Annotated in this window: 20 protein-coding genes and 1 tRNA gene; 8 read left to right on the top strand and 13 right to left on the bottom strand. The window is 70.4% G+C overall.

From position 1 onward, the window contains the following. Positions 1–70: 70 nt before the first annotated feature. From ACGH48_RS13180 to ACGH48_RS13200, 5 genes are all read left to right on the top strand, one after another. Positions 71–1,108, top strand: a complete 1,038-nt coding sequence (locus tag ACGH48_RS13180; RefSeq protein ID WP_396288912.1) for an acyl-CoA dehydrogenase — start codon at positions 71–73, stop codon at positions 1,106–1,108. Beyond that, a complete protein-coding gene (locus tag ACGH48_RS13185; protein WP_396288913.1) occupies positions 1,102–2,460 on the top strand; it encodes a PIG-L family deacetylase in 1,359 nt (452 codons plus the stop codon). The genes ACGH48_RS13180 and ACGH48_RS13185 overlap by 7 nt, the downstream gene beginning before the upstream one ends. Continuing rightward, positions 2,457–3,167: a glycosyltransferase gene (locus ACGH48_RS13190; protein WP_396288914.1), complete on the top strand. Its 711-nt coding sequence runs from the start codon at positions 2,457–2,459 to the stop codon at positions 3,165–3,167. The genes ACGH48_RS13185 and ACGH48_RS13190 overlap by 4 nt, the downstream gene beginning before the upstream one ends. 128 nt (positions 3,168–3,295) lie before the next feature. Continuing rightward, positions 3,296–4,855 carry an ABC transporter permease gene (locus ACGH48_RS13195; RefSeq protein WP_396288915.1) on the top strand — a complete coding sequence of 520 codons (1,560 nt, stop codon included), beginning with the start codon at positions 3,296–3,298 and terminating at the stop codon, positions 4,853–4,855. Positions 4,856–5,001: 146 nt separating this feature from the next. Further along, positions 5,002–5,679 carry an ABC transporter ATP-binding protein gene (locus ACGH48_RS13200; protein ID WP_123314077.1) on the top strand — a complete coding sequence of 226 codons (678 nt, stop codon included), beginning with the start codon at positions 5,002–5,004 and terminating at the stop codon, positions 5,677–5,679. A 60-nt stretch (positions 5,680–5,739) separates the two neighbouring features. On the opposite strand, the gene ACGH48_RS13205 is transcribed toward ACGH48_RS13200, so the two are convergent. From ACGH48_RS13205 to ACGH48_RS13230, 6 genes are all read right to left on the bottom strand, one after another. Further along, positions 5,740–6,687, bottom strand: coding sequence for a TolB family protein (locus tag ACGH48_RS13205; protein WP_396288916.1), 948 nt, complete (start codon positions 6,685–6,687; stop codon positions 5,740–5,742). A gap of 147 nt (positions 6,688–6,834) precedes the next feature. Beyond that, entirely contained in the window at positions 6,835–7,674 is an 840-nt protein-coding gene (locus tag ACGH48_RS13210; protein ID WP_123313829.1) for a carbohydrate ABC transporter permease, read from the bottom strand. Next, positions 7,667–8,662, bottom strand: coding sequence for a carbohydrate ABC transporter permease (locus ACGH48_RS13215; RefSeq protein ID WP_340195930.1), 996 nt, complete (start codon positions 8,660–8,662; stop codon positions 7,667–7,669). Before ACGH48_RS13215 ends, ACGH48_RS13210 begins: the two co-directional genes overlap by 8 nt. A gap of 180 nt (positions 8,663–8,842) precedes the next feature. Continuing rightward, on the bottom strand, positions 8,843–10,144 hold the full coding sequence (locus ACGH48_RS13220) for a sugar ABC transporter substrate-binding protein (protein WP_123313831.1): 1,302 nt from the start codon (positions 10,142–10,144) through the stop codon (positions 8,843–8,845). A 116-nt stretch (positions 10,145–10,260) separates the two neighbouring features. Continuing rightward, on the bottom strand, positions 10,261–11,406 hold the full coding sequence (locus ACGH48_RS13225) for a Gfo/Idh/MocA family protein (RefSeq protein ID WP_123313832.1): 1,146 nt from the start codon (positions 11,404–11,406) through the stop codon (positions 10,261–10,263). Continuing rightward, entirely contained in the window at positions 11,403–12,149 is a 747-nt protein-coding gene (locus ACGH48_RS13230) for a sugar phosphate isomerase/epimerase (RefSeq protein ID WP_123313833.1), read from the bottom strand. Before ACGH48_RS13230 ends, ACGH48_RS13225 begins: the two co-directional genes overlap by 4 nt. A gap of 145 nt (positions 12,150–12,294) precedes the next feature. On the opposite strand from ACGH48_RS13230, the gene ACGH48_RS13235 reads away from it, so the two are divergent. Then, positions 12,295–13,506, top strand: a complete 1,212-nt coding sequence (locus ACGH48_RS13235; protein ID WP_185021454.1) for an ROK family protein — start codon at positions 12,295–12,297, stop codon at positions 13,504–13,506. 67 nt (positions 13,507–13,573) lie between these two features. Continuing rightward, complete coding sequence (locus ACGH48_RS13240; RefSeq protein ID WP_396288917.1) at positions 13,574–14,257, top strand: YqaJ viral recombinase family protein; 684 nt, start codon at positions 13,574–13,576, stop codon at positions 14,255–14,257. Positions 14,258–14,266: 9 nt separating this feature from the next. On the opposite strand, the gene ACGH48_RS13245 is transcribed toward ACGH48_RS13240, so the two are convergent. From ACGH48_RS13245 to ACGH48_RS13270, 6 genes are all read right to left on the bottom strand, one after another. Continuing rightward, the gene (locus ACGH48_RS13245; RefSeq protein ID WP_123313834.1) at positions 14,267–14,875 is read right to left on the bottom strand and encodes a Pr6Pr family membrane protein; all 609 of its coding nucleotides are present in this window, start codon (positions 14,873–14,875) and stop codon (positions 14,267–14,269) included. A 130-nt stretch (positions 14,876–15,005) separates the two neighbouring features. Next, entirely contained in the window at positions 15,006–15,695 is a 690-nt protein-coding gene (gene rplA / locus ACGH48_RS13250; RefSeq protein ID WP_111084260.1) for a 50S ribosomal protein L1, read from the bottom strand. Between the two features lie 90 nt (positions 15,696–15,785). Beyond that, positions 15,786–16,217 (bottom strand): 50S ribosomal protein L11, encoded by a 432-nt coding sequence (rplK, locus tag ACGH48_RS13255; RefSeq protein WP_022906459.1) that lies wholly within the window; start codon positions 16,215–16,217, stop codon positions 15,786–15,788. A gap of 144 nt (positions 16,218–16,361) precedes the next feature. Further along, complete coding sequence (gene nusG, locus ACGH48_RS13260; RefSeq protein ID WP_123313835.1) at positions 16,362–17,375, bottom strand: transcription termination/antitermination protein NusG; 1,014 nt, start codon at positions 17,373–17,375, stop codon at positions 16,362–16,364. 119 nt (positions 17,376–17,494) lie between these two features. Next, positions 17,495–17,758, bottom strand: a complete 264-nt coding sequence (gene secE, locus ACGH48_RS13265; protein ID WP_228504884.1) for a preprotein translocase subunit SecE — start codon at positions 17,756–17,758, stop codon at positions 17,495–17,497. 35 nt (positions 17,759–17,793) lie between these two features. Then, positions 17,794–17,866: transfer RNA gene (locus ACGH48_RS13270), tRNA-Trp, on the bottom strand. 111 nt (positions 17,867–17,977) lie between these two features. On the opposite strand from ACGH48_RS13270, the gene ACGH48_RS13275 reads away from it, so the two are divergent. Then, positions 17,978–19,228 carry a pyridoxal phosphate-dependent aminotransferase gene (locus ACGH48_RS13275; protein ID WP_396288918.1) on the top strand — a complete coding sequence of 417 codons (1,251 nt, stop codon included), beginning with the start codon at positions 17,978–17,980 and terminating at the stop codon, positions 19,226–19,228. Between the two features lie 85 nt (positions 19,229–19,313). Here the strand turns inward: ACGH48_RS13275 and ACGH48_RS13280 are convergent, their stop codons facing one another. Continuing rightward, positions 19,314–20,330 (bottom strand): UDP-N-acetylmuramate dehydrogenase, encoded by a 1,017-nt coding sequence (locus ACGH48_RS13280; RefSeq protein ID WP_396288919.1) that lies wholly within the window; start codon positions 20,328–20,330, stop codon positions 19,314–19,316. Between the last annotated feature and the right edge of the window lie 3 nt (positions 20,331–20,333).

The following is a 20,333-nucleotide window of genomic DNA, read 5'->3' on the forward strand; positions in this document are numbered from 1 at the left end:
TGTGGGCCGCCCCTCCGCGCTCTGTGGATCGCTCCGAGAGCACTCGGCCGTTCCTTCGTAGGTTGGAGGGATGCTGCGATCCTCCGCTTGGCCACCGTCCGCCAGGCACGTCGACACAACGGGGATCGAGGAGACGGCCGGGAGGCCCGACTCGAGCCCGGCAGATCGTCTGACCGTCGCCCGTGCGCTCGCGTCCACCACCCCCCTGCTGTCCGCAGGGACCGCCGGCGGGTTCCTCGCCACGCTCGCCGCCGTCGCCGCGGGCGACGTCGCGACCGCCCGCACCGTCGAACCGCACCTCGACGCGCTCGGCATCCTCGACCAGGCCGGGATGCCCGCCCCGGCCGGTTCGACCTGGGGCGTCTTCGCCGCCGAGGGCCCCGGCCTCCGCCTCGACGCCACGGTGCAGGACGACGGGACGGCGCTCCTGACCGGCACGAAGCCGTGGTGCTCCCTCGCCTCGACGCTGTCGCACGCCCTGGTCACCGCACACGCCGGGGACGACCGCGTTCTCGTCGCCGTCGACCTGCGGCAGGACGGCGTCACGGCACACGACGAGGCCTGGGTGGCCCGGGGCATGCCCGACGTACCGAGCGGGCCGGTCGACTTCAACGGCGTCACGGCACGGCTCGTCGGCGCACCCGGCTGGTACCTGCGACGACCCGGGTTCGCGTGGGGCGGCATCGGCGTCGCGGCGTGCTGGTGGGGCGGCGCGGTCGGACTCGGACGGGTCCTGCGCTCGCTGGCCGCAGCCCACCCGGAGTCCGAGCTGCTGCAGGCCGCACTCGGCGCGACGGTGATCGACCTCGCCGACGCCGAGGACGCCCTCGCCGACGCCGCGGCCCGGATCGACCGGTCCGACGACCCCGACGCTCCGGACGTCGACTGGCCACTGCTCGCCCAGACGGTGCGCTCCCGGGTCCGTCGGACGGTGGACTCCGTGCGCGAGCGGGTCGTCGCCACCGTCGGCCCGGCGCCCCTGACCTCGGACCCCGCCGTCGCGGCACGCGTCGCCGACCTCGAGCTCTACGTGCTGCAGGACCACGGCGCGCGGGACCTCGCCCGGATCGGCCGGATCGTCACGGAACGTGGCGGTGTCGCATGGTGACCTTCGACCACCGCGAGCCGGGCACCGCACCCGCGGCGTGGACCACGTTCCTCGACGCGGTGCCGACCACACCGGTGGACCTGGACGGCATCCGTTCGGTGGTCGTCCTCGCGCCGCACCCCGACGACGAGACCCTGGGTGCCGGTGGCCTGATCGCGCGCGCTTCGGACGCCGGGGTCCCCGTGCACGTCCTGCTCCTCACCCGCGGCGAGCGCTCCCACCCGGACTCCCCCACCACGACCGCGCCGGAACTCGCAGCCGTCCGCGACGCCGAGTTCACCCGCGCCCTGGCCACGCTGCACGCCGGCGCGACGTCGTCGTCGGTCGGCATCCCCGACGGCGGCACCCGCGAACACCGGGACGAGGTCGTCGACGCCCTGCAGCGAGCGCTCGACGACGCGGAGCGACCGACGCTCGTCGTGGCGCCGTGGCGCGGTGACGGCCACCGCGACCACCGGATCGCGGGCGAGGTCGCCGAGGAGGTCACCGCCGGAGCGTCCGGGGTGTCGCTGCTGACCTACCCGATCTGGGCATGGCACTGGGACGACCCGTCCGCGTCCGCACAGCCGTGGGCCCGCGCTCGGGTCCTGCGGCTCCCCGACACCGCGCGGGCACGGAAGCGCGCCGCCCTCGACGCCTACGCCTCGCAGATCCGCCCGCTGTCCCCGGCCGCCGGGGACGAGGCGATCGTCGACGACCGGCACGCCGCGCACCACCTGCGGTCCGCCGAGTGGTTCTTCGAGCCCGAGCCGACGGCGTCCCGCTCGCGGGAGTCCTTCGACGCGCACTACGAGCGGAAACCCGAGGGGTGGGACTTCGAGGGCTCCTGGTACGAACGCCGCAAGCGAGCGGTGACGCTCGCCGCGCTCCCCCGCGAACGGTACCGATCGGCGCTCGAGCTCGGGTGCGCCACCGGCGTGCTGACCGCCGCCCTCGCCGAACGCGCCGACGCCGTCCTCGGCACCGACATCTCGGCCGCGCCGCTGGCACAGGCTGCGGTCCGCGCGCCGGGCGCCCGGTTCGTGCAGGCCTCCCTGCCCGCCGAGTGGCCGTCGGGCCGGTGGGACCTCGTGGTGATGTCCGAGGTGGGCTACTACCTGTCCCCCGCCGACCTCGACGAGACGATCGACCGGGTACTGGCGTCGCTCGACGACGACGGCGTGCTGGTCGCCTGCCACTGGCGGCACCCCGACGACGAGGCGGTGTCGAGCGGTGACGCGGTGGACGCCCGACTCGCGGAACGGTGGCCACGGCCGGCCCTCGTCCGCCACGTCGAACCGGACTTCGTGCTGAGCGTGCTGCCCGGCCCCGGTGTCGTGTCGGTCGCACGGGCCGAGGGGCTCGTCCGGTGACCGTGCCCTCCGGAGCCACGCGCATCGACGTCGTCCTGCCCGCACACGACGAGGAGGAAAGGATCGCCGCGTGCCTCGACGCCCTGCTCGCCGCCCGCGCCCGGCTCGCCGAGGCACACCCCGCGGTCGAGGTCTCGGTGACCGTCGTGCTCGACGGCTGCACCGACGACACGGCCACGGTCGCGGAGCGCTTCCCCGTCGACGTCGTCGCGACCGCGCACGTCGGGGTCGGGCGGGCACGCACGATCGGTGCGACGCACGCGCTCCACCGGTACCCCGGCGACCCGTCGGAGCGCTGGCTCGCCCACACCGACGCGGACTCGCGAGTGCCGGAGGGGTGGCTCGTCCAGCAGGCCGAGGCCCTCCGGTCCGGGGCACACGTGCTCGTCGGCGCCGTCGTCCCCGACCCGGACGACCTGGACCCCGTCGTGCTCGCCCGGTGGACGCAGGCGCACCCGCCCGGCGCGGCGCTCGGGCACGTGCACGGCGCGAACCTCGGCGTGCTGGCGGCCGTGTACCTGGCGCTCGGCGGGTTCGACCCCGTCCCCGAGCACGAGGACGTCCGACTCGTCGAGCGGGCGCACGCGATGGGGTTCCGCGTGGACGCGACGGTCGAGCTCCCGGTGGTGACGAGCGGGCGGTTCGCGGGTCGGACCCCGGGCGGCTACGCGGAGCACCTGCGCCAGGCGTACGGCGACGCGAGCTGAGGCTCCTTAGACGGCTCACAGGCTGCCGATGGGGCGGCCACTGACCGGCTGCCTACGTTCTCCTCCGTCGGCCCCGCCGTGCGCACTGCGCGGCCGGTGACCCCAGCCGGCCACCACCGAGGAGAACCATGTTCCTGACGTACCTCAGGCGCGAGCTCACGAACCGCAAGAAGCAGACCGTCATCATCGCGATCGGCATGGTATTGGCCATCGCCCTCGTGGTCATCGTGTCCTCGATCGCCGGCGGCGTGAAGGCGGCCCAGTCCAGCGTCCTGCAGTCCGTGTACGGCGTCGGCACCGACATCACCGTCACGAAGACGACGACCCCGAGCGCGTCGGGCTCCGGTCGGCCGAGCTTCGACTTCGGCAGCCAGAGCGGTGACGACAGCGACAGCAGCGGCTCGACCGACCTGTCGCAGTCGCGGCTCGCCGTCGCACGCGGCACGAGCACGCTCAGCGCCGCCAACCTCACGACCGTGACTGGCACCGACGGCGTCAAGGCCGCGACCGGTGTCCTGAGCCTCGAGAACAGCACGTTCTCCGGTCAGGTCCAGCAGTCGACCGACGGCAGCAGCACGGACAGCAGCAGCTCCGACAGCAGCGGCGCGGACAGCTCCACCCAGGAAGGCCCGCCGAGCGGCGGCGGCTTCGGCGGCGGCTCGTTCGACGTCGACTCGTTCACCGTGACCGGCATCCCGGTCTCCGGCGACGCCGTCGGGCCCCTGACCAGCACCGAGCTCACGAAGGGCCGGACCTTCACCGCGAAGGACGCCGGCAAGGACGTCGTCGTGCTGGACGCGTCCTACGCGAAGAGCGAGTCGAAGGCCGTCGGCGACACCGTCGACATCGGCGACACCGTCGACATCGGCGGCACCGACTTCGAGGTCATCGGCATCGTCACCTCGACGGGCTCGTCGTCCACGACCGGCTCGAACACCTACATCCCCCTCGACACCGCGCAGGCGCTGGCGGACCTCGACGGCAAGGTCACCTCGATCTACGTGTCCGCCGAGTCCTCGTCGGACGTCAGCGCGATCAAGACGGCCCTGCAGCAGAAGCTCACGACCGCCACGGTCTCGACCGAGTCCGACCTGGCGTCGAGCGTCTCCGGTTCGCTGAGCACCGCGTCGAGCCTCGTCTCGAACCTCGGCACCTGGCTGTCCATCGTCGTGCTGGCGGCGGCGTTCCTCATCGCGATCCTCTTCACGATCTCCGGCGTCACCCGACGGACCCGCGAGTTCGGCACCCTCAAGGCCATCGGCTGGTCGAACGGCCGCATCACCCGGCAGGTCGCCGGGGAGTCGCTCGTGCAGGGCCTCATCGGCGGTGTCCTCGGCGCAGCAGCCGGGCTGATCGGCATCCTCGTGGTGAACGTCATCAGCCCGACCATCTCGGCGAGCGCCTCGACCACGACGGGCGGTGGCGGCGCAGGTGGCGGCGGCATGCCCGGTGGCGCGGCGACCGCGGCCGCGGGCAGCGGCACCACGGGCGGCGCTCCGGCCGGCGGCTTCGGCGGCGGCGCGAGCTCCGCGTCGACGACCGACGTGGTCCTGCACGCCCCGGTGACGGTCGAGGTCATCCTGCTGGCGATCGGACTGGCGATCCTCGGTGGCCTCATCGCCGGCGCACTCGGCGGTTGGCGCGCGAGCAGGCTGCGTCCGGCCGAGGCCCTGCGGAGCGTGGCCTGATGTCCGGGCCCGCCACCGACACGACACCGACCACCGGCCCGCACGCCGGGCCCGCACCGATCCCGAGCACGCGACCAGAAGGAGTGACCGTGACCAGCACCGACACCGCAGCCGGCCAGGCGGAGGCGAGCCGCGCCTCCAGTCCGATGTACCGGCTGACGAACGTCAGCAAGACGTACAAGCAGAAGAACCGGACCGTCACCGCGCTGACGAACGTGGACCTGACGATCCCGCAGGGACAGCTCGTGGCGATCCAGGGTCCGACCGGCGGCGGCAAGTCGACGCTGCTGCAGATGCTCGGGGCGCTCGACCGACCGACGGCCGGGTCGATCCACCTCGGTGGCGACCGCGACGTGGCGAAGCTCGGCGACGGTGCACTGACCGACCTGCGGGCGACCGAGATCGGCTTCGTGTTCCAGAGCTTCAACCTCATCCCCACGCTGACGGCGCTCGAGAACGTCGAGACGGCGTTCGCGGGCTCCCTGGCGAACCGTGCACGCTCCGAGATCCGCGAGCGGGCCACGGCTGCGCTCCGGGAGGTCGGGCTCGGCGAGCGGATGGAGCACCTGCCGGCCGAGCTCTCCGGTGGGCAGCAGCAGCGCGTCGCGATCGCCCGCGCCCTGGTGAAGAACCCCAGCGTGCTGCTGGCGGACGAGCCGACCGGCGCGCTCGACGAGGGCACCCGCGACGAGATCATGGGGCTCATCGAGAAGCAGTGGAAGGAACGCGGGCTGACGGTCGTCATCGTCACACACGACTCGTGGGTGGCGAAGCGGGCCGAGCGTCGCCTGCACCTCAAGCAGGGGCAGGTGCGCGAGGTCTGAGGTGACCCGGGTCTCGCGGTGGGCGACGGTCCTCGTGGCCACGAGCCCGAGGACTGTCGCTCAGACCGAGTCTCGTCCCACGGGGTAGTCGCAGTAGGCGAACCAGCGGGAGTCCGGGGACCACGGCGGGACGTTGACGGTGCCCTGACCGCCGTCGAGCACGACGAGGGTCTCCGGCACCGGCATCATCCGGGCTCCGCGGACGAGCACCCCGGGCAGCAGCCGCAGTTCCACGCGGTGGTCGGCCGGGTGGCCCTGCACGCCCGGCTCGTACGACAGGTAGAGCAGGTGTTCCCCGTCCGGCGAGACGTGCGGGAACCAGTTCACCCGGTCGTCGTTCGTCAGCCGTACCGGATCGATCGACCCCGGCCGGAGGGAGACGAGCTGTGCGGTGCCGGGCGTGAAGCGCTCCGAGTTCCACACGAGCACGTCGCCCGCGAACGACACCCCGTCGTCGGCGTGTTCGTCCCTCGTCAGGAACGTCGGCTCGCCGGTCGCCGGGTCGACGAGTGCGACGTCGGTCGTCCAGACGCCGTCCGTGGTCCGCTCCCCGACGATCGCCGCGAGGGTCTCCCCGTCGGGTGCGATGCCGTGCAGGTAGAACTTCCGGAGGGTCGGCAGGGCGGTGGTCACGTCGGTGAGCGTCGCCGCCGCTCCCCCGGCGGGCACCGGGACCCGGTAGAGGTCCCCGTCGCGCCCGCTCACCACGACCGAGGTGCCCGACGGGTCGAGCACGTGGTCGTTGTTGATCTCGGGGACGCCGGGCATCGACACCCGGACCAGGGCGGTCTCGTCGAGCACGGCGTCCGTGTCCGGAGCGGGCAGCCGCAGCAGCCAGAGGTCGCCGTCACCGTTGAGCACGAGCGTGTCGGCGTCGAGGACGTTCGGCGCCTCGACGAGCACCGTCCTCGACTCGAACACCAGCCGCGATGTCCGCGACGCCATGTCGTACACGTGCACCCGGCTGGTCTGTCCCGGCAGCAGTTGCCGCCCGCGCGCTTCGCTCATGAGTCCCATCCTGCCGGGCCGCCTCGGACTGGTCCGCGAAAGCGACAGATCCCCGCCGAACATCGGCGGGGGTCTGTCGCTTTGGCAGAGCTGCAGCTGGAGCTGCAGCTGGAGCTGGAGCTGGAGCTGGAGCTGGAGGTGGAGCGGCTACTTCACCGCGCCGGCGGTCAGGCCGGCCACGAACTGCCGCTGCACGATGAGGAACGCGGCCACGACCGGGATGCTCACGACGAGGCTCGCCGCCATCACCTGGTTCCAGTAGACGTTCGTCTGCGTCGAGTACTGCTGCAGACCGACCGCCAGGGTCGAACCGAGGCCGTTCGTCATGACCGAGGCGAAGAGGACCTCACCCCAGGCCGTCATGAACGAGTAGATCCCGACCGCCACCAGACCCGGGCGGGCCGAGGGCAGGATGACCCGGAACAGGGCACCCATCGGGCCGGAGCCGTCGACCATCGCGGCCTCGTCGAGTTCGCGCGGGATGGTCTCGAAGTAGCCGGCGAGCATCCAGATCGAGAACGGGAGCGTGAACGTCAGGTAGGTGATGATCAGGCCGAGCCACGATCCGACGAGCTGGATGCCGAGCGTGTTCCCGAGGTTCGTGAAGATGAGGAACAGCGGGAGCAGGAACAGCACACCGGGGAACATCTGGGTGGAGAGCACCGCGGTGGTGAAGGTGCTCTTGCCCTTGAAGTTCCAGCGCGAGACACCGTAGGCGGCGAACGTCGCGATGATCAGCGAGAACACCGTGGCGACCGTGCACACCACGAGCGAGTTGATGAAGTACCGGCCGAGCGGCACCGTCGACCACATGTCGATGAACGGCTGGAAGGTGATCGTCGTCGGGATCCACGTGAAGTTGTCCTGCACGTCACCGAGGGGCTTGATCGCCGTGGTGATCATCACGTAGAGCGGCACGACCGTGAAGAGGGTCAGGACGATCAGGGTGATGATCTTGAAGGACTTGGCGCCAGTTGTCTCACGCACGGACGGACCTCCGGTTGGTCACGGCGAGGTAGATGCCGGTGACGACGAGCAGGAAGAGGAGGAGCAGGACGCTCATCGCGGCACCGGAACCGAAGTTCCAGGTGATGAACGACGCGTTGTAGATGTGGAAGCTCAGCAGGTCCGCGGCCGGGGGCTGCGCGGTCGAACCGAACAGCACGAACGGCGTGTTGAAGTCGTTGAAGGTCCAGAGGAACATCACGAGCACGAGCGTCACGTTGACCGGACGGACCATCGGCAGCGTGATCGAGCGCCACTGGCGGAACGGCTTCGCGCCGTCCACCGATGCAGCCTCGTAGACGTCGTTCGGGACGGACTGCAGGCCGGCCATCAGCATCAGGAACGCGAAGGGCCAGGTCTTCCAGATCGCCACGACGACGACCGCGACGAAGGCGTTGTTGCCGATGAGCCAGAACGGGGCGTTCCCGCCGAAGAGTCCGAGTTGGTCGACCAACAGGTGGTTGAGCGCTCCGGAGTCACGCTGGAACATGAACTTCCAGGTGATCACGCCGGCGTACATCGGCAGCGCGTAGGGCACCAGGAACAGGGTGCGGAAGAGCCCGCGACCCGCGAACGGCTTCTGCAGCGCGACGGCCGCGGCCATGCCGAAGGTCCAGGAGAGCCCGACGACCAGGACCGTGAAGGCACAGGTGATGAGGAACGAGTTGAGGACCCCGCGGCCGATCGCCTGGTCGAAGTCGATGGCGACCTGGTAGTTCTTGAACCCCGCGAAGGGGGCGGCGCCCCAGTTGGCGATGAAGTACTTGGTGAGCTGGATGAACGAGATCCAGATGCCGGTGAGCATCGGGACGATGTGGATGAGCAGCTCGAACAGGATGGCCGGCGCGACGAGCGCGTAGGGCAGCCAGTTGCGCTTGCGCTTGCGACCTGGCGGACGGCCCGACAGCGTCGAGCCCTTCGTGTGCGTCAGGTCGATGCGCTCCGCATCGGGCAGGACCGTCGTGGACATGGGCGGGGGCCTTTCGGCAGGAGGAGGGTCGGGTGCTTCGCACCCCGGTCCGTGGCAGCGGACGGGAGGCGCGGTGTGCGTGAGACGTGAGGCTCACTGCCGGCGGTTGGCCGGCCCTGGGGCTGGGGGTGGAGGCCCGGGGCGCGTCCAGCGGACGTGCCCCGGGCCTCCGGGCTCGGATCAGCCGTTCGCCTGGGACACCTGGTCCTGGGCGGTCTGCAGGGCCGACTTGATGTCGGCCTCGGAGACCTTGGAGCCGGTCGCGATCTGGGCGAACATGTCGTTCATCGCCTTGCCGACCGTGGACTCGAACTGGTCCTCGGCGGGCACGAGCGGGAGCGGCTTCGCCTTGTTGTTGTAGATGTCGAGGAACGTCTTCGTCTGCTCGTCCGTGACGGAGTCAGCAGCCTCGGCGAGCACGGGCAGAGCCGAGTACGGCTTGTCCAGCGTCGTCTGCGTGTCCATGTCCGTCATGTACTTGACGAACTTGAGCGCGCCGTCCTTGTTCTTCGTGTTCTTGAAGATCGACAGGTTGATGCCGGCCGGGAACGAGGCGATCTGCTCGCCACCGGTCGGTGCGGGCAGGGCGACGACGCCGTACTCCGACGACTTCATGCCGAGCGACTCGATGGTCGCGTTCGCGTTGTTCTGGTTGAGGATGAACGCGGCCTTCTTCTTGGCGAAGTCCGTGGTGGACTGCGTCGCGTTGTCGTACTGCGCGTTCGACGGGTTCGCGACCTTGGCGTCCTGCATGAGGTCGAGGTAGCGCTTGATGCCGTCGACGTTCGCCTTCGACGTGAAGGTCGGCTTGCCGTCCTTGTCGAACCACTCGCCACCGTTCTGCGCCGAGTTGATGAAGGCGAAGTGCGAGTTCTCGGTGTACGAGCCGCCGGCGAGGCTGAAGCCGTAGGTGTCGCCCTTGGTCAGCTTCTTCGCGTCGGCGACCATGTCCTCCCACGTGGTGGGCGGGGTGATCCCGGCGTCCGCGAGCATCTTCTTGTTGTAGTACAGGCCGTACGCCAGGCCGTAGAGCGGCACGCTCGTGACGGTCTCACCCGGGGCGCCACCGGTGGAGAGCGCGACCTTGCCGAACTTGTCGGCGCCGCCGATCGCCTTCATCTCGGCGTCGCCGTACTCCTGGAACGCACCGGTCGCCTGGAGCGAGGTGGCCCAGGTGTTGCCGATGTTGACGACGTCCGGGCCCTGGCCCGAGGTGACGGCGGTCTGGATCTTCGTCTGCAGGTCGTTCCAGCCGATGACCTGGAGGTCGACCTTGATCCCGGTCTCCTTCGTGAACTTCTTGAGGACGGGGGTCAGCACCTCCTTGTCGTTCTGGAGCGACGTGCCCTGGTTGGACGCCCAGTAGGTGAGCGTCTTGGAGTCGCCGGAGGAACCGGACGATCCGGAGGAGCAGGCTGCGAGGCCGGTCACGGTGAGTGCGGCGGCCGCGGTGATGGCCAGTGCGCGGATGGCAGTGCGCATGACTCTCTACTTTCTCGTCGTTGAGATGGTGCAGGGATGGTGCAGGGATGGAGCAGGGGTGCTGCGAGGTGGATCTGTCGGGTGCTGCTGTGGTGTGCGGGACGGACCCGGGCCGGTCAGGCCAGGGTCTGCTCCGCGGGGTCCCAACCCTCGGGGAGGGTCTGGGAGGGCGAAACGGTGCTCTCGACGAGCACCGCCTCGCCACGTTCTGCCGCCTCGGCGATGGAGACCATCACGTCGAGGACGTGGAAGGCGAGCGCACCGGGGACCCGGTTCTCGTCGCCGGCGCGGAGCGAGCGGGCGAGGTCGACCACGCCGGTGCCGCGCGAGTAGGTGGAGCCGACCGCGGGGATCGTCTCGGGCTCCTCGGCGCCGAGCGCGTACAGCTCGGTGTCGCCGTCGAAGTTGTTCGGGTCCGGGAACACGACGGTGCCGGTCTCGCCGGCGATCTCGACGACGCCCGTGCGACCGCGGTCCGACTCGAACGAGAAGACGCTCTGTGCGCTCCCGCCGTCCTCGAACTCGATCAGCGCGGAGTGGTTCGTGGGGACGTCGACGGGGAACTCGGTGCCCGCCTTCGGGCCGGAGCCGATCGTGCGCGTGGCGCGGGACTTCGACGCCGTCGCCGTGACCTTCTTCACCGGACCGAACGTCTGCACCAGGGTGGTGATGTAGTACGGGCCGATGTCGAACAGCGGGCCCGCACCGTAGGCGAAGAGGAACTCGGGACTCGGGTGCCACGACTCCGGGCCGGGGCTCTGGAAGAGCGTCAGGCCGTTGAGCGGCTTGCCGATGCGGCCGTCGCGGATGGTGCGGAGCGCGGTCTGCAGGCCGGCACCGAGGAAGGTGTCCGGTGCGACGCTGACGGTCTTGCCGGCGGCACGGGCGGCGTCGCGGAGCTCGGCAGCGCTCGAACGGTCGAGGGCGTACGGCTTCTCGCCCCACACGTGCTTGCCGGCGGCGAGTGCCTGCAGCGCGACCTCGACGTGGGCGGCGGGGATCGTCAGGTTGACGACGATCTCGATGTCGTCGTCGGCCAGGAGCTCCTCGACGGTGCCCGATCCGGGGACGCCCCACTTCTCGGCCTGGGCGGCTGCGCGCGGCAGGTCGATGTCGGCGATGAAGCGGACCTCGACGTCGGGGAAGACGGTGAGGTTCGACAGGTACTGGTCGGAGATGACCCCGGCGCCGATGACGCCCACGCCGACGCGGCCGGTGCGGGTGCTGCTGTCGACCGCTGCGGTCGTGGTGGTGTCGGTCATGCGCGTGCCCCCTCGAGGAACGTGTAGGAGTCGGCGACGGCCTGGAACACGTCGCCCTCGTGGCCGTCGAGCTCGACGACGTGCAGCGCGTCGGGCGCTGCGGCGAGGATCTCGCGGATCGGCATGATGCCGTTGCCGACGGCGACCTGCTTGTCGTCGTCGTGCGACCCGTCGCCGTCCTTGACGTGCAGGAACTCGATCTTGTCGCCGTACTTGCCGATGATCGCCACCGGGTCGTCGCCGCCGACCGTGACCCAGTAGGTGTCGAGCTCGAGCACGACGTCGTCGGACAGTGCGTCGGCGAAGACCTCGTAGGCGCTGACGCCGTCGATGCGGTTCGAGAACTCGAACGCGTGGTTGTGGTAGCCGAGGACGAGGCCGTGGTCGGCCGCACGCGGGGCGAGGGCGCTCAGTTCGCGGGCGATCGCCTCGACGTCCTCGCGGGTGGTCCAGCGGGCCTCGTCGATGTGCGGGTCGATCAGGGTGCCGAGCCCGGCGGTGACGCTCGCGTGGAAGATCCGCTCGAGGTCCTGCTCGCCGGCGTCCAGCAGCCGTGCGTGTCCGCTCGGGGCGGCGAGGCCGGCGTCGCGCAGCGCGGCGGCGAGTTCGTCGGCGTTGTCGACGAAGCCGAAGGCCTCGACGTTCGTGTAGCCGATGTCGGCGATGCGCTGGAGCGTGCCGGGCAGGTCGGCCGAGAGGGCGTCGCGGACGGTGTAGAGCTGAACCGAGATCGGTTGGGTCACCTGGGGGTTCTCCTCGTCGAGATGGTGCGGTCGTCACTGACCGAGCGTCACACTATGGCCACTTCTGTCGGCGGTCAAGCAGAAGTTCGAGGAACGTCGACGAACTTCGTTGCGTGGCGCGTTCGATGTGTGCTTCACTCCCCACATGGTCGACTTGACTCGGACGGCAGCGTCGCCTCCGGTCGGGACGAGCGAGCTCTTCCAGATCCTCCGCGACGGCGTGCCGCGGACCCGGGCCGAGCTCGCCGCACTGACGGGACTCGCACGCTCCACCATCGGCGTGCGCCTGGACTCCCTCATCGAGGTCGGTCTCGTCGGCCCCGTCGACACCGCCGTCTCCACCGGCGGACGGCCGCCGGCGCAGGTGGCGCTGAAGCCCCGCGCCCGGCTCGTCATCGCCGCCGACCTCGGAGCCTCGCACGGCCGTGTCGCCGTCACCGACCTGGTCGCCGCCCCGCTCGCCACCCGTGAGGCGCGCATCGACATCGCCGCCGGCCCGGTGGAGACACTCTCGTGGCTGGTCGCGACCATCGACGAGCTGCTCGACGAGGTCGGCCGCGCCCGCCAGGACGTCATCGCCATCGGGATCGGCGTGCCCGGCCCGGTCGAGTTCTCGACCGGGCGACCGGCGAACCCCCCGATCATGCCCGGGTGGGACGGCTTCGACGTGCCGTCGTGGCTCCGTCAGCACATCGCCGCACACGTCCTGCTCGACAACGACGTGAACATCGCGGCCCTCGGTGAACGGGAGCACGGATGGCCCGACGTCGACCACCTGCTGTTCGTCAAGGTCGCCACCGGCATCGGGTCCGGCATCGTGTCGGACGGCGCGCTGCGACGGGGCGCCCAGGGCACCGCGGGCGACATCGGCCACGTCCGGGTCTCCCGCGCCGGCGACGTCCCCTGCCACTGCGGCAACACCGGGTGCCTCGAGGCGGTGGCCTCCGGTCCGGCGATCGCCCGCGCCCTGCGCGCGAAGGGGCACGACGCCCACACCGGCGCCGACGTCCTGGACCTGGTGAACCGGTCCGACCTCGACGCGATCTACGCCGTGCGCCAGGCCGGCCGCGACATCGGCGAGGTCCTCGCCACGTGCGTCTCGCTCATGAACCCGTCGGTGATCGTCCTGGGCGGCTCGATCACGCAGGCCGGTGAGCACCTGCTCGCCGGCGTCCGCGAGGTCGTCTACTCGCGCTCGATGCCACTCGCCACCGAACACCTCGTCATCGCCCAGTCGCGTGCGGGGTCGCTCGCCGCACTGCAGGGAGCAGCGGCGCTGGCGATCGGCTACGCGCTCTCCCCCGCCGGGGTCGACGAGCTGGTCGCCTTCGCCGAAGGGCGCGAGCTCGTCTCCTGACGTGCGCGCCGCGACCCGTGAGCGCGTCGGATTCGGTCCTGCCGGTGGTCGGGGGGAGAATCGTCGGGTGACGATCGTGCAGCCCACCCTGTGGGGCGACCCGGACCCCGGTCTGGAGGACGTGTCCGCCTCCGCCACGCCGGTCGCGGTTCCGGGGCGGGACGCGTTCACCGCCCTGCGCGGCAACACCGAGCGCATCGTCGCGCACTCGTCGGACCGCTTCGCATGGCTCCGCGCCCGCGCCGCGGGCATCACCGCGACCGACGTCGCACGACTCGCGTCGCTCCACGCGGTCGAGGCCGTCGTCGCCGAGAAGCGCTACGGCTCACGGTTCTCCGGCAACGCGTTCACCGAGCACGGCAAGGACCGCGAGCCGCACATCGCCGCCTGGGTCGCGGCCACCCACGGCATCCAGCCGTCGGCGCACCTGTTCCACGCGGCGGCGAACCGGGCGCACCTCGCCACCCCCGACGGCGTCGGTGTCCAGGGCTCACGCATCGTGCTGGCCGAGATCAAGACGACCGCGAAGGGCTGGCGGAGCATCCCCCGGCACTACCTGCGGCAGATCTGGTGGCAGCAGTACGTGCTCGGCGCCGACCGCACCCTGTTCGTCTGGGAGCGCCACGACGGCTTCGTCCCCGTCGCCGACGAACCCGAGTGCCGGTGGGTCGACCGCGACGACGACCAGATCCGCGGGCTCGTCCAGCTCGCCGACCTGGTGCTCGACAAGCTGCGCGACTTCCGCTCGTAGCCCGTCCGCTCAGACCTTGACCAGGCGGAGCCGGCTCATCCCCACGACCAGCACGCCGAGCAACCCGATCGAGACGCCCACGCCGACGCAGTAGATCGCCACGACGCCGTAGCCCTGCGCCGGGTCGAGGAACGGGTACGGCACCCAGCCGTCGGTCGCGCCGCGGATCAGGATGACGATCGTCCACACCGCCGGGTAGATCAGGAACCACCACACGTGGCGGAGGAGCAGCTTCGACCGGTCCGAGAACACCAACCAGTCGAGCACCGCGTACGCGGGGATGACCTTGTGCAGCACGTCGTTCGACCACTGGACGTTCGCCGACACGTCGACGTTCGTGAGCAGGGTGTTGTAGACGATGCCCGTCGTCGCGATGTACACCGTCCCCGCGCCCCGCAGCAGGCTCACCCGCAGGTCACCGCGCTTCCGCCGAGCCGACGCGACGAGGGTCACCGCCAGGGCCACGGCGATGATGGCGTTCGACTGGATGGTGAAGTACCCGAAGAAGTTCCACGGGTTGTAGGCGGCCGTCTCCGAGCTGACGAGCCACTGGGCGACGATCGCCACGACCACGGCGATGACGGCGATCAACCGGAGCGAGTTGACGAGGGTGCGCACGCCACCACGCTACCGGGGCCGCGGTCCCGCAGATGCGGAAAGGCCCGCACCGTTTCTGGTGCGGGCCTTTCTGCGGGTCAGTGACCCGGAGGTCAGTGACCCGGAGGTCAGTGACCCGGAGTCAGTGGACTCAGATGCTGTTGACGTCCAGCGGGATGCCGGGGCCGAAGGTCGTCGAGACGGCGCCCTTCATGACGTAGCGGCCCTTCGAGGAGCTCGGCTTGAGGCGGTTGATCTCCTCGAGCGCGGTCGAGATGTTCTCGTCGAGCTGCTCCGGCGTGAACGAGGCCTTGCCGACGACGAAGTGCACGTTGGCGTGCTTGTCGACGCGGAACTCGATCTTGCCGCCCTTGATGTCGTTGACGGCCTGCGCCACGTTCGGGGTCACGGTGCCGGTCTTCGGGTTGGGCATGAGGCCACGCGGGCCGAGCACCTTGCCGAGACGACCGACCTTGCCCATGAGCTCGGGCGTCGCGACGGCGGAGTCGAAGGCGGTGTAGCCCTCGGCGACCTTCGCGATGAGCTCGTCGCCACCGACCTCGTCGGCGCCGGCTGCGATCGCGGCCTCGGCCGCCGCACCCGTCGCGAACACGATGACGCGAGCGGTCTTGCCCGTGCCGTGCGGCAGGATGACCGTGCCACGGACCATCTGGTCCGCCTTGCGCGGGTCGACGCCGAGCTTCAGTGCGACCTCGACCGTGGAGTCGGTCTTCGCAGAGCCGGTCTCCTTGGCCAGGGCGACTGCCTCGGTCGGGGTGTAGAACTTGTCGGCCTCGATCTTCGCGGCCGCGGCTTCGTAGGCCTTGGACTTCTTCGCCATGGTGGTCTCCTTGCGAGATACGTGGTTGACGAGCCGGCGCGGCTCTCCCACGGAAAGGTGTCTGGGTGTGGGCCGGAGCCCGATCGGTGCTTAGGCCTCGACCGTGATGCCCATCGAGCGTGCGGTGCCGGCGATGATCTTCGCGGCCTGCTCGATGTCGTTGGCGTTCAGGTCGGCCTGCTTGGTCTCGGCGATCTGACGGACCTGGTCCATCGAGATCTTCGCGACCTTGACCGTGTGCGGGGTCGCGGACCCCTTCTGCACACCAGCAGCCTTCTTGATGAGCTCAGCGGCCGGCGGGGTCTTGAGGACGAACGTGAACGAACGGTCCTCGTAGACGGTGATCTCGACCGGCACGACGTTGCCACGCTGCGACTCGGTCGCCGCGTTGTACGCCTTGCAGAACTCCATGATGTTGACGCCGTGCTGACCGAGTGCCGGACCGATCGGCGGGGCCGGGTTGGCGGCTCCCGCGTTGATCTGCAGCTTGATCAGGCCCGTGACCTTCTTCTTCGGTGCCATGACTTGTCTTCCTCCTGGAATCGAACGCACGGGGATCCGTGCACTCTCCCGCTGGTCCGGCCGTTCCGGACCGCGGTGAAGGCCCACACGCACGAGGCGTGCGGGCCCAAACTCGATGAGTCTACCCGAACGGGCAGACCTGGACTAGAGCTTCGTGACCTGGTCGAAGCTGAGCTCGACCGGGGTCTCGCGCTCGAACAGCGAGACGAGGACGGTGAGCTTGCCGCTCTCCGGCTTGATCTCGGAGATCGAACCGGGGAGGCCCGCGAACGAGCCCTCCTTGATGGTGATCGTCTCGCCGACCTCGAAGTCGACCTCGGCCGCGGGCTGCGCCTGCAGGGAACCGCCGGACTTCGAGCCACCCTTGGTCGGGGCGGCCTCGGCGACCTGCACGAGGGACTTGAGCATGCCGAACGCCTCGTCGAAACGGAGCGGCGTCGGGTTGTGGGCGTTGCCGACGAAGCCGGTGACGCCGGGAGTGTGCCGGACGACCGACCACGAGTCCTCGTTGAGGTCCATGCGGACGAGCACGTACGAGGGGATCCGGACGCGGGTGACCAGCTTGCGCTGCCCGTTCTTGATCTCGACGACGTCCTCCATCGGGACCTCGACCTGGTAGATCGAGTCCTCCATCGACATCGACACCATGCGGTTCTCGATGTTCGACTTCACGCGGCGCTCGAAGCCCGCGTAGGAGTGGATGACGTACCACTTGCCCGGCTTCATCCGCAGCTCGACCTTGAAGGCCTCGTACGGGTCGACCTCGGCCTCTTCGGCGTCGTCGTCCTCGGCGTCGATGGCTTCGTCGGCGGCGAGGGTCTCGTTCGCCTCTTCGGCGGTCTCGGACTCGAGTTCGATCTCTTCCTCGTCCTCGACGGCCTCCACCGCGGCCTCGGCCTCGTCGGCGGAGTCGATCTCGAGGGCGTCCTCGACGACGGCGTCGGCCTCGGGGTCCTTGGACTCCTGCAGCGCGGTGAGCTCCTCGTCGATGCCGAGGGACTCGTCGTCCTCGGACTCGACGGAGATCGCGCGCTCCTCGGCGGACTCGGCGGAGCGCTCCTCGCCGGTCTCGACGTCGCCTTCCTGGTTCTCCTCGACCTCGGAGGACTGCTCGGCAGCCGTCGCGAGGTCGATGTCGTCGCGGGAGTAGTCAGACACAGTCGATTCTTTCCGTTCGGTGGTGCGGGTCGGGATGGCGGACGGTCCTGGTCACGATCGGCTCCGTCTCGGGCGACCGTACTCCACGGGACTGCCGCACAGGGCAGTCGACGTCCGGGTCAGGCCGTGGGCCCGTTGCCGAAGACGTACCCGACGCCGAGACCGAACACGAAGTCGAGGATCGACACCAGGATCATCATCACGACGACGAAGACGAGCACGACCAGCGTGTAGCTGAAGAGCTCCTTGCGGGTCGGCGTCACGACCTTGCGCAGCTCGCCGATCACCTGACGGATGAAGAGCACGATGGCAGCGATCGGACCCCGGCGCTCGGCCCGGTCCTGCTTCGCCTTGGCGACGACGTCGTCCGCCGTCGTCTCCATGTCTTTGCTCGCCAACTTCTACCCTTCCAGAGTTGCAGGGCGGACAGGACTCGAACCTGCAACCTGCGGTTTTGGAGACCGCTGCTCTACCAATTGAGCCACCGCCCTTCAGAGCACGTCCGTCACCGATCGTGTTCCGGTGGTCGAGTGTACGGGAGTCCGTCACACGGTGTCCACTTGACCCCCTCCACGGCGTGCCGCGCCGATAGGCTGGGACCCGTGAGCACCGCAGCCCCCGGCCCCGAGTCCACCGCAACCCCCGCCGCCGCGCCGACCGATCGGCCGCGCATCGCGTCCCGCATCGCGGCGATCGCCGAGTCCGCGACGCTCAAGGTCGACGCGAAGGCGAAGGCCCTGAAGGCCGCGGGTCGCCCCGTCATCTCCTTCGCCGCCGGCGAGCCGGACTTCGCGACGCCCGACCACGTGGTCGTCGCCGCGGTCGAGGCCGCACAGGACCCGAAGAACCACCGCTACACGCCGGCGACCGGCCTGCCGGAGCTGAAGCAGGCCATCGCCGACAAGACCGCACGCGAGTCCGGCATCACCGTCGACCCGTCGCAGGTGATCGTCACCAACGGCGGCAAGCAGGCCGTGTACCAGGCGTTCCAGACGATCGTCGACGGCGGGGACGAGGTCCTGCTCCCCGCCCCGTACTGGACCACCTACCCCGAGGCCATTCGCCTGGCCGGTGGCGAGCCGGTCGAGGTCTTCGCCGGCAGCGACCAGGGGTACCTCGTGACCGTCGAGCAGCTCGAGGCCGCGCGCACCCCGAAGACGAAGGCGCTGCTGTTCTGCTCGCCGTCGAACCCGACCGGCGCCGTGTACACCGCCGAGCAGACCGCGGCGATCGGCGAGTGGGCGCTCGAACACGGCATCTGGGTCATCAGCGACGAGATCTACCAGGACCTCGTCTACGACGGGCTGCGCTTCACCGGCATCCTCGACGCCGTGCCGGCCCTCGCCGACACCACGATCCTCGTCAACGGCGTCGCCAAGACCTACGCGATGACCGGCTGGCGCGTCGGCTGGTTCATCGGCCCGGCCGACGCCGTCAAGGCTGCGTCGAACCTGCAGTCGCACCTGTCGTCGAACGTGTCGAACGTGTCCCAGCGCGCCGCGATCGCCGCCCTCACCGGGCCACAGGAGCCGGTGGCGGCCATGCGCGAGGCCTTCGACCGCCGTCGCCAGGCCATCGTCGCCGGGCTCAACGCGATCCCGGGCTTCGTCACGCCGACCCCGCAGGGCGCCTTCTACGTCTACCCGGACGTCACCGCACTGCTCGGCCGCGAGTGGGCGGGCTCGACCCCGACGACGACCCTCGAGCTGGCCGACCTGATCCTCGAGCACGCCGAGGTCGCGGTCGTCCCGGGCGAGGCCTTCGGACCCTCGGGCTACCTGCGGCTGTCGTACGCCCTCGGCGACGACGACATCGCCGAGGGCGTCGCCCGTCTGGCGCGGTTCTTCGCGTAGACCCCACGCACCACGGAACGGGCCACCTCGTCGAGGTGGCCCGTTCGCACGTCCGGGAGGCCCGTGGCGCGTCGCGTGGGCGTCCTCAGTCGAGCAGGTCGCCCACCACGACGGGCTCCGGCACGAGCGAGACCCCGAAGCGGTTCAGGACGGTCACCTGCACGTACCGCGCGAGCTCCGCCACCTGGGCGGCCGTCGCTCCGCCGCGGTTCGTCAGCGCGAGGGTGTGCTTCGACGAGATCGCCGCCCGCGAGCCCGGCACGGCGTAGCCGCGGTGCACCCCGGCCTGCTCGATGAGCCAGGCGGCGCTGAGCTTGACGTCGTCACCAGCCGGCCACCGTGGCGCATCGGCGGGCAGCGTCTCGGCGAAGGCCGCGGACACGATCGGGTTCGTGAAGAAGGACCCGGCGCTCCAGGTGTCCCGGTCGTCGGCGTCGAGCACCATGCCCTTCGAGGCGCGGAGCCGCAGGACCTCGTCGCGGACCGTGGTCGGCTCCACGAGGGCACCGAGGTCGACCCCGAGCGAACCGGCGAGCTGGGCGTACCGCACCGGCACGCCGTGCTCGCCCGCCGTGCCGAGCCGGAACTCGACCGTCAGCACGACACCGCGACGTCCGTGCTTGAGGGTCGACGTGCGGTAGCCGAGCGCCAGCTCGGCCGCGGGGACCCACGTGCGCTCCCCAGTGGCCGCATCGAGGAACTCGACCCGGGTGAGCACGTCGGAGAGCTCGACCCCGTAGGCGCCGATGTTCTGCACGGGGGCGGCGCCGACGGTGCCCGGGATGCCGCTGAGGGCCTCCAGACCGGTCCAGCCGTTCGCGACGGTGGTGGCGACGAACGCGTCCCAGGGTTCACCGGCCGCGACACGGACGGTGACGGCGTCGGCGTCGGCGTCGGCCTCCACGCCCGAGGTGCGGACCAGGACGACGGTGCCGTCGAAGCCCGAGTCGGCGACCAGCAGGTTGCTGCCGCCACCGAGGACGAGCCACTCGTGGTCGTCCCACGCCGCACGCGTGTGGGCGACGAGCTCCTCGGTCGTCGTGGCCGTCAGCAGCCGCGTGGCCGGACCGCCGACGCCGAGCGTCGTGAGGTCGGCGAGCACCGG

This window comes from Curtobacterium pomorum, from assembly GCF_044497295.1.
GTDB lineage: Bacteria > Actinomycetota > Actinomycetes > Actinomycetales > Microbacteriaceae > Curtobacterium.

Bases quoted from the DNA above. Each gene is read 5' to 3' on its own strand.
- ACGH48_RS13180 (WP_396288912.1), top strand. From the start codon at position 71: ATGCTGCGATCCTCCGCTTGGCCACCGTCCGCCAGGCACGTCGACACA.
- ACGH48_RS13185 (WP_396288913.1), top strand. From the start codon at position 1,102: ATGGTGACCTTCGACCACCGCGAGCCGGGCACCGCACCCGCGGCGTGG.
- ACGH48_RS13195 (WP_396288915.1), top strand. From the start codon at position 3,296: ATGTTCCTGACGTACCTCAGGCGCGAGCTCACGAACCGCAAGAAGCAG.
- ACGH48_RS13200 (WP_123314077.1), top strand. From the start codon at position 5,002: ATGTACCGGCTGACGAACGTCAGCAAGACGTACAAGCAGAAGAACCGG.
- ACGH48_RS13205 (WP_396288916.1), bottom strand. From the start codon at position 6,687: ATGAGCGAAGCGCGCGGGCGGCAACTGCTGCCGGGACAGACCAGCCGG.
- ACGH48_RS13215 (WP_340195930.1), bottom strand. From the start codon at position 8,662: ATGTCCACGACGGTCCTGCCCGATGCGGAGCGCATCGACCTGACGCAC.
- ACGH48_RS13220 (WP_123313831.1), bottom strand. From the start codon at position 10,144: ATGCGCACTGCCATCCGCGCACTGGCCATCACCGCGGCCGCCGCACTC.
- ACGH48_RS13225 (WP_123313832.1), bottom strand. From the start codon at position 11,406: ATGACCGACACCACCACGACCGCAGCGGTCGACAGCAGCACCCGCACC.
- ACGH48_RS13235 (WP_185021454.1), top strand. From the start codon at position 12,295: ATGGTCGACTTGACTCGGACGGCAGCGTCGCCTCCGGTCGGGACGAGC.
- rplA (WP_111084260.1), bottom strand. From the start codon at position 15,695: ATGGCGAAGAAGTCCAAGGCCTACGAAGCCGCGGCCGCGAAGATCGAG.
- rplK (WP_022906459.1), bottom strand. From the start codon at position 16,217: ATGGCACCGAAGAAGAAGGTCACGGGCCTGATCAAGCTGCAGATCAAC.
- secE (WP_228504884.1), bottom strand. From the start codon at position 17,758: ATGGAGACGACGGCGGACGACGTCGTCGCCAAGGCGAAGCAGGACCGG.